Origin of the sequence: Paenibacillus athensensis (assembly GCF_004514475.2) — a bacterium.
GTDB classification, from domain to species: Bacteria; Bacillota; Bacilli; order Paenibacillales; family NBRC-103111; genus Paenibacillus_AL; species Paenibacillus_AL athensensis.
Map to the genome: position 1 here is coordinate 97,568 of NZ_MYFO02000016.1, position 7,897 is coordinate 105,464.

The 7,897-nt window shown below is 54.3% G+C and carries 9 protein-coding genes; 1 reads left to right on the top strand and 8 read right to left on the bottom strand.

The window, feature by feature from the left end; all coding sequences use genetic code 11:
- Positions 1–21 precede the first annotated feature (21 nt).
- The gene (locus B5M42_RS22555) at positions 22–1,068 is read left to right on the top strand and encodes a Na/Pi cotransporter family protein (protein WP_134757075.1); all 1,047 of its coding nucleotides are present in this window, start codon (positions 22–24) and stop codon (positions 1,066–1,068) included.
- Here B5M42_RS22555 and deoC read toward each other — a convergent pair.
- The 8 genes from deoC to B5M42_RS22600 form a co-directional block, all read right to left on the bottom strand.
- The gene (gene deoC, locus B5M42_RS25630) at positions 1,034–2,146 is read right to left on the bottom strand and encodes a deoxyribose-phosphate aldolase (RefSeq protein ID WP_134757041.1); all 1,113 of its coding nucleotides are present in this window, start codon (positions 2,144–2,146) and stop codon (positions 1,034–1,036) included. The two genes, B5M42_RS22555 and deoC, sit on opposite strands and share 35 nt — an antisense overlap.
- Before the next feature lie 94 nt (positions 2,147–2,240).
- Positions 2,241–3,596, bottom strand: a complete 1,356-nt coding sequence (gene mtaB / locus B5M42_RS22570) for a tRNA (N(6)-L-threonylcarbamoyladenosine(37)-C(2))-methylthiotransferase MtaB (RefSeq protein WP_134757039.1) — start codon at positions 3,594–3,596, stop codon at positions 2,241–2,243.
- Positions 3,597–3,602: 6 nt separating this feature from the next.
- Positions 3,603–4,364 (bottom strand): 16S rRNA (uracil(1498)-N(3))-methyltransferase, encoded by a 762-nt coding sequence (locus B5M42_RS22575; protein WP_134757037.1) that lies wholly within the window; start codon positions 4,362–4,364, stop codon positions 3,603–3,605.
- 88 nt (positions 4,365–4,452) lie between these two features.
- Positions 4,453–5,151, bottom strand: a complete 699-nt coding sequence (locus B5M42_RS22580) for a site-2 protease family protein (RefSeq protein ID WP_134757034.1) — start codon at positions 5,149–5,151, stop codon at positions 4,453–4,455.
- Positions 5,152–5,161: 10 nt separating this feature from the next.
- Positions 5,162–6,136 (bottom strand): 50S ribosomal protein L11 methyltransferase, encoded by a 975-nt coding sequence (gene prmA, locus B5M42_RS22585; RefSeq protein WP_134757032.1) that lies wholly within the window; start codon positions 6,134–6,136, stop codon positions 5,162–5,164.
- 394 nt (positions 6,137–6,530) lie between these two features.
- Positions 6,531–6,746 (bottom strand): hypothetical protein, encoded by a 216-nt coding sequence (locus tag B5M42_RS22590; protein ID WP_134757030.1) that lies wholly within the window; start codon positions 6,744–6,746, stop codon positions 6,531–6,533.
- Positions 6,736–7,068, bottom strand: coding sequence for a hypothetical protein (locus B5M42_RS22595; protein WP_134757028.1), 333 nt, complete (start codon positions 7,066–7,068; stop codon positions 6,736–6,738). Before B5M42_RS22595 ends, B5M42_RS22590 begins: the two co-directional genes overlap by 11 nt.
- Before the next feature lie 13 nt (positions 7,069–7,081).
- On the bottom strand, positions 7,082–7,897 hold an 816-nt coding region (locus tag B5M42_RS22600), incomplete at its 5' end, for a zincin-like metallopeptidase toxin domain-containing protein (RefSeq protein ID WP_329959355.1).

Genomic DNA, 7,897 nt, shown 5'->3' on the forward strand with positions numbered 1-7,897 from the left:
AAGCGAAGGAGATCGCCGCTTATGTTTACTGCAATTGTTCTGCCCATGCTGATGGGTCTGGCTGTTTTTTTGTTTGGCATGAAGCTGATGGAAGCGGCGCTCCACCAATGGGCGGGCGCGCGTCTGACCTCGTGGCTCGAGCGCTTCACCCGCACGCCGCTGCGCGGCATGGCCGCCAGCGCCGTTTTGACCGCGATGCTGCAAAGCAGCACCGCGATTACCGTCATCGCCATCGGGCTGGTGAACGCTGGCGTCCTGACCTTTGCGCGCACGCTTGGCATCGTGCTCGGCACGAACATCGGCACATGCCTGACGACCGAGCTGATCGGCTTGTCGATCAGCGGTCTCGGCCTGCCGCTGCTGCTGATCGGCGCCGCCGGCTGGCTGGCGAGCTGGCTGCTCGCCGGGGCGCTGCCGCCGCCTGCCGCCAGGCGCGCCATTGACGGCGGTCGCGACTGCGGCAACGGCGGCGATGCAACCGGCGCTGCGCCCGCGGCTCCCACGGCCCGCGGCTGGCAACGCAGCTTGCGCTTCGGCTCGCTCGCCTTGGCCGGCTTTGCGCTCGTGCTGCTCGGCATCGCCATGCTCCAGGCGTTAGGCCCGGCGCTGGAAGCGCAGGGGCTGTTCGCCTGGTTCACTGCGCATGCCGCGCAAAGCCTGCTGTGGGGCGTGCTTGCCGGCGCTGCCGTCACCGCGCTCATCCACAGCAGCGCCGCCGTCATCGCGATGGCGATGAGCCTCGCCGCCAGCGGCGCGCTGACGCCGGAGCTCGGCATCGCCATCACGCTTGGCGCCAACGTCGGCACGTGCGCTACGGCGCTGATCGCCGCGCTCGGCGGCAGCCGGGCCGGGCAGCTCGTCGCCTGGTCGCACGTTGTGCTCAACGTCGGCGGCGCGCTGCTCTTTTACCCGCTGCTGCACCAGCTCGCGGCGCTGTCTGCGCTGCTGGCGCACGACCCGGCGGCGCAAATCGCCCGCGCGCAGACGTTATTCAACGTCATCTGCTCGCTGATCGCGCTGCCGGCCGCCTATCTCAATAGCTGGAGCCGCTTGAGCCTCCGCTCATGATCGCGACGCCGGAGCTCGTGCCCAGCCGCGTTGCGCCCGCTTCGATCATTTGCAGCGCCGTTTCGCGGTCGCGCACCCCGCCGGACGCCTTGACGGTCAATGCAGGCGTAATGCTCGCGTACATCAGCCGCACGTCCTCAACCGTCGCGCCGCCGTGGCCGAAGCCGGTCGACGTCTTGACGAAATGCGCTCCGGCTTGCTCGGATAAGCGGCAGGCGCGGGCTTTTTGCTCGTCATTCAGCAGTCCGGTCTCCAGAATCACCTTGACAATTGCTTGGCCGCGCACCGCATCCACCACCTGGCGGATATCGTCGCGGACCGCGTCGTCTTGGCCGTCGATCAACAGGCCCACCGGCAGCACCGTATCGATTTCCGTCGCCCCGCAACGCACCGCTGCCGCTGCTTCAAACGCCTTGACCTCGCTCAACGACGCGCCGAACGGGAAGCCTACCACCGCCGCTATCTGTACGCCGCTGCCAGCGAGCGCCGCCGCACAGCGCTCTACCCACACGCTGTTTACACACACGCTGTAGAAGCCGTATTGCTTCGCTTCGGCGCACAGCTTGTCTATCGCTGCAGCGCCCGCTCCCGGAATCAGCAGCGTATGATCGATATACTTGGCCAGCTGTGCCGCAGGCATGTCGCGAATCGACGCCGCCCTGCAGCCAAGACGCGCCAGTGCCTTGTGCAGCACGACATTATTGTTGTCGTAGCCCGACTCCAATTGACGCTTCCACGCTTCCTCCGGCGTCAGCCACAACACGTCGCTGATTTCTTCCACCTGCACCTGCACATCGGCATCAAGAGCTTCCACGAGATAGTAATGCACCTCTTTCTCAACATCGCCCTTGACCGCATCGGAGAAGCGGTATGCGATCCGCTCCAGCGGTCCGACGATCCGTCCATGAATGCCCGTTTCTTCGCCAATTTCGCGCAGCGCCGTTTCCTCCACCGTTTCGCCAGGCTCCATCTTGCCCTTGGCCAGCGTCATGTTGCCAAAACGGTCCTGAATCAATTGGATGAGCAATTCGTCCGCTTCACGGCGAAACACGACGCCGCCCGCTGAAATTTCCTTCATAACATAAATTCCTCCCTGAATCGAAAATGAGAAAACCTCTATCGCAGCGGCTCCGGCTGGAGCATCCACGGCTAGAGGCAGTTATTTCATCCGTTTATAGATTTACCGCTTGCGCCGTCTGCGGCGTCCCGGATTGCCCGGCTTCCACCAGCTCGCCGCGGCTTTCATTCACTCCGGCTTCGACGACCTTCACCCGGCATACTTGTCCGATCATGTCCGCTGTACCCGGAAACACCATTTGCACATAGTTGTCGGAGTACCCCATCATCAAGCCGCTATCCGGCGCGCCCTTGTAAGCCCGTTCCGGAATGACCTCCAGCACCTGTCCGACAAAACGCTGCGCGTAGGCCAGCTGCATCTTTTCCGACAAGTCGATCAGCTCATGGACGCGGGTATTTTTCACTTCCTCGTCGATTTGGTCGACCATCCGCGCCGCCGGCGTGCCGGTTCGTTTGGAATACGGAAACACGTGCATTTCCGAAAAACCCATCCGCTCCATAAATGCATAGCCGCTGCGGAACATCTCGTCCGTCTCGCCGGGGAAGCCGACGATCACGTCCGTTGTAATCGCCACGCCGGGCATAATCGCATGAATCCGTTCGATCTTGCTGGCAAACTCCTCCGTCGTATACTTGCGGCGCATTCGCGACAGCACCTCATCATGGCCGGCCTGCAGCGGAATGTGCAAATGGCGGCACATTTTGTCCGAGCCGTTCAGCACCTCCAGCACCTCATCGGTGATCTGGCTCGCTTCAATCGAGCTGATGCGGATGCGCTTGAGCCCTTCCACCTTGTCCAGATCCCACAACAGCTTGGCCAAGCTGTAATCCTCGATGTCTTCTCCGTATCCTCCGGTATGAATGCCGGTCAATACAATTTCCTGATAGCCGGCAGCAACCAGAGCTTTCGCCTGGCGAATGACGCTTTCCGGCTCGCGACTGCGCATCAGCCCGCGCGACCAAGGAATAATGCAAAACGTACAAAAGTTGTTGCAGCCTTCCTGGATTTTCAAAAAAGCCCGCGTCCGGTCGGCAAAATCCGGCACGTCCAGCTCCTCAAACTGCCGGGTTTTCATAATATTGCGCACGGCGTTAATCGGCTGGCGCTCCTGCTCGAACTGTTTGACCAGCGGAATGATATTATCGCGGTCCTGCGTCCCGATCACCATATCCACGCCGGGAATCGCCAAAATTTCCGCCGGCGACGTCTGCGCATAGCAGCCCGTCACCGCGACAATCGCTTCGGGATTGCGGCGAATCGCCCGGCGAATCATTTGCCGGCTTTTTTTATCGCCCGTGTTGGTCACCGTACATGTATTAATCACGTAAACGTCGGCCGTCTGCTCAAAATCGACCTGCTCGTAGCCCTCGTTTTTAAACAGCTGCCAAATCGCTTCCGTATCGTAAAAATTCACTTTACAGCCCAACGTATGAAACGCGACTGTTGCCATGTTGCTTCATCCTCCCATCTCTCCGGTTTCATAAAATAGGCAGGTCAATCCGACCATCGCGGCCGTCTCCGTCCGCAAAATCCGCGCGCCAAGCGACACCGATTCAAAGCCGGCCGCTTCCGCTGCCGCAATCTCCTGCGGCGTAAAGCCGCCCTCCGGTCCGACGGCAAGCAGCACGCGCCGCCCCGGCTCCAGCTTGCCGGCCGCGAGCGCCTTGCGAAGCGCCGGGCGCAGCTGGCTGCCGTCCTCTTTTTCATAGCAAATCCACGCCGCATCGACCTCGCCCGCCAGCTTCAGCAGTTCATTCCACGTCAGCACCGCTTCAACCTTGGGCACGCAATTGCGATGCGCCTGCTCAGCGGCTTCCTTGGCGATTTTCTGCCAGCGCTCGGCGCGCCTAGCTTCCTTGCGAGCATCGTATTGCACGACGGTTCGCTCCGATAAAAAAGGAAGAAACCGGGCTGCCCCGATCTCGGTCCCTTTTTGAATGACCAGCTCCATTTTATCGCCTTTGGGCAAGCTTTGCGCCACCCACACCTGCACCGCAGATTCGGCGTTCATCGCCAGCTCCTTGACGATTTGCGCTGTAACGACGCCCTTCTCCAGCGCCGTAATTCGAGCCTGCACCTCGCGGTCCAGACCGTTGCTGCAAATAAACTGATCGCCGATTTCGGCGCGCATCACCCGCTGCAAATGGTGGGCGTCGTCGCCCTCAAGCACAACCGTATCCGCGCGCAGCTGCTCCGGCGCAACAAAATAACGCTGCATACAACAAGCCTCTCTATCTGTAAAGAATCCGTTTAAAGGTAAACATTCACCCTACATGATACCTGTTTTGGTCGGGAAAAGCTACTGGCTACATGAGCATTTGCCGCCAGTCAAGGGCGTAGCCAAATATCCAGCGAAGCGGAATATTATAGAAATCCAAAATATACCATTGCAGATTGAACAAGGGATCAATCGTCACGTGCCGCAACGGCGGAATGAACACCAGTAGCAGGAAAACATACGGCGCCCATTGCTCATATTTTTGCATTTTGGCAGCAAAGCGATACGGCATCCAATAACGAATAATCAAATACCCGTCCAAAGGAGGAAGCGGAATAATATTGAGCAGAAACAGCACCAGATTAAAGCTCAGAAAATAAAACAAGAAAATGACGATGGCCCGCGCTCCCCCAAGCGACATCGCATTCAACCAGTCAAAATGATTGAACAGGTTGATCAGAAAAGCGCCTAGAAAAGCCAAGATTAAATGACTAAAAGGTCCGGCCGCCGCCACAATGGTTCCATGCCAACGTGGCTTCTTAAATCTGCCTGCACTGACAAGCACCGGCTTGGCCCAGCCAATACCCGCGATTACTAACAACACCAAACCGAATATGTCAATATGGACAATCGGATTTAAAGTCACTCGCCCCATTTGACGCGGACCCGGATCGCCGAACTTGTCGGCTAAATACGCATGAGAATATTCATGAATGGTGAAAGCAATAATCGCAACTAGCAAGATAAAAGGAATGTATTCAAGCGGAAAGCGCAAGAAGGAATCCATCGCCGATCACCTACATCTTTCTCGCCGTAATTACGACCCAATCGGAATCGTAGCTTTTATCCACAATCGTAAAATTGGCTGCGAGCAGCCCCTTCTCGACATCGGCTTCCTTGCTCGTAATGATGCCCGAAGCGATATAATGACCGCCCGGCTGCAGCGCCGCATACACATCGTCCATGAACAGCAGCAAAATTTCCGCCAAAATATTGGCAACGACGACCTGAACTGGCACCTGAACGCCGTATTCGCCGGAGCCGTCCGCACCGCTCGCTTTAATCACGCCGAGCAAGTCGCTGTGCTTGACCGTGATCGTCGCTTCCAACGCATTCAACCGCGCGTTTTCCGTAGCGCTTGATACCGCAACCGGATCCAGATCGACAGCCAGCACATGACGAGCGCCGAGCTTGGCGGCGGCAATGGACAAAATGCCCGAGCCTGTTCCCACGTCAATCACGTCATCGCCTGGACGGACAACCTTCTCCAGCGTGCGCAAACAAAGCGCCGTCGTCGCGTGCGTACCTGTGCCAAACGCCATGCCCGGATCCAGCTCCAGAATCAGCTCGCCTTCCGTCGGCTCGTAGTCCTCCCACGTCGGCTTGATCGTCAAGCGGTCAGAGACACGAATCGGTTTGAAATACGTTTTCCAGGCATTCGCCCAGTCCTCGTCATCCACCTCTTTAACTTCATAGGTCGGCTCTCCGGTATCGATATCAAATTCACGCAACTGCTCAACCGAGCGCTGAAGCTGCTCCAGCACTTCGTCCGTATTCGTGCCTTGGGCAAAATACCCCTTGATCACCGCACGCCCTTCGGGAATATCGTTAAGCGGCAACTCATACCACTGCCCCAGCGACGTGTCGCGTTCCTTATTCAGCGTACCCGATTCCTCGATTGAAACGCCTCCGGCGCCCAGCTCGTGAATAAAATTCGAAATCATTTCGATTGCTTCTTCCGTTGTATGTACAGTAATTTCGTGCCAACGCATCGTATGGTTCCCCCTGTCTTTCTGCCTGTAAAAAAAGGCTCCGGCCGCAACAGCCGCCATTTCACAAAGCCTATTGTACTACACTTAGGGTTCCCCTTACAATGAAGCGGGCTTGGAGCGCGATGCGCTGCAAAATAAAACAATCGGGAGTGATTTCTCCCGACTGTTCCTGACTGTCGCTTCCGAATCTCAGTGAAGCTCGGCTTTTATTTGTTCAATTTCCCCTTCGGATAATCCCGTAACTCCGGCAGCGTATCCATAGCTTTTTGCAGAATAGGTGCTTTCTTCACAATTTCTTCCCATAACTCCGGTTTATCTACTGTTCCAACATATGAATTTCAATGTCATCAGTAAGTACTTGGCCCGTATGTTCTTCCCGCAACTGTATAGCCCATTACAAAATATGTCCAAAATGTCCTTTGTATTGTTCAATATCCTGAAAGATTTTCTTAATATCCTCGGCTTCTAATTCTTCATTTAAAAATTCTTCAAAATCTTCAACAATAAATTGCTTCAGTTCCTTATATTCACTTAACATTGGTATCATCTCACTAATTTTTAAATTCACTAAATGATCTAAGTTAGTTTGGCAGGTAGTACTATTGATCACTATCATCATTCCATTGTGAATCAAATTCATCATGTGTCAAAGTTTCTAAATGGGGGCTATGAACATGACCATTTGGGTCGATGATATATTTAACTGATGCTTCTTTATCAGAAATTACAATTGTGTATTCATTTTCTGCAAAAAAGTCATTTGGCGTAATACTTACCATCACCAACCATACTGACCCAGTGATACTATCAAAATCAGAATAGAATCTTATTGTACGCTCCAAGTTTTCTAAAATATCGCCTGAAAGATCATACTTGCTCATATAATCTTTAGCGATACTTAAAGCCATACTTAAGGTTATATTTGTTCCCATTGTATCCCCCTTCTCATTCAAAACCTTTCCATCCGGGTGGTGGCCACTCGCCAGTTCGTAATTTAAATATATACTTTTGTGAAAACAAAATTTCTGCACTTGTGTACAAATCTTTATTTTTCATTATTTGACTATATACATATTCTTCTCTTTCTAAAGTCGTTAGTTTCAAATACTGCTCTTGTCCAAGTTCGAGCCATTGTTGCGCATGATATGATTCATGCTTTGCACTTAAGTATGTTGGCTCTTTTTTCAACACAATTTGACCAGTTGTAGGATTGAATCCTCCGTCCGCAAAACTTGGCAATATCTTACCTTTGCTATCAATAACCACTCTAATATTTTTTTCATTCATTTCTTTCGTAAACATTTTTAAATCACGTATGCTAATCAATCTGTGTCCATTTGGTGCTGTTTGTACTTGACCGCTAACAGGCATATCTGCCCATTCTTTAAAATCAAGATCACCCGTCCCCTCAGCCGCCCTTTTCGCCGCCAAGTCCTCCATCAGCTTCCGCTCGTTCAGCAAATACTCGTCAATACGCGACGCTTCACGAATCGTCCAATTCTGCTCAATATGGGCGATGACCCTGCTCCGCAGCATGGCCGCTTCCATCGCCGCTTTTCTCGCTGCCAAAAGACTTTTTACCTCTGCCGCGCCCACAAAAAACTCCGCCACCTGCTCTACACCAAAGCCCAGCATATCCGCTTTCTTGTTCGGATCGCCTTGTGCAAACTGCTCCTTCTTATCCGAAAAGCTTTGCTTGATGCCTTGCCACATCTCCTGTCCTTCCGCTGCCTTTTGCTTCATCGTTTGCAGCGCATCTTG

Excerpts from the sequence above, each read along its gene's own strand:
- B5M42_RS22555 (WP_134757075.1), top strand. The coding sequence starts at position 22 with ATGTTTACTGCAATTGTTCTGCCCATGCTGATGGGTCTGGCTGTTTTT.
- deoC (WP_134757041.1), bottom strand. The coding sequence starts at position 2,146 with ATGAAGGAAATTTCAGCGGGCGGCGTCGTGTTTCGCCGTGAAGCGGAC.
- mtaB (WP_134757039.1), bottom strand. The coding sequence starts at position 3,596 with ATGGCAACAGTCGCGTTTCATACGTTGGGCTGTAAAGTGAATTTTTAC.
- B5M42_RS22575 (WP_134757037.1), bottom strand. The coding sequence starts at position 4,364 with ATGCAGCGTTATTTTGTTGCGCCGGAGCAGCTGCGCGCGGATACGGTT.
- B5M42_RS22580 (WP_134757034.1), bottom strand. The coding sequence starts at position 5,151 with ATGGATTCCTTCTTGCGCTTTCCGCTTGAATACATTCCTTTTATCTTG.
- prmA (WP_134757032.1), bottom strand. The coding sequence starts at position 6,136 with ATGCGTTGGCACGAAATTACTGTACATACAACGGAAGAAGCAATCGAA.
- B5M42_RS22595 (WP_134757028.1), bottom strand. The coding sequence starts at position 7,068 with ATGGGAACAAATATAACCTTAAGTATGGCTTTAAGTATCGCTAAAGAT.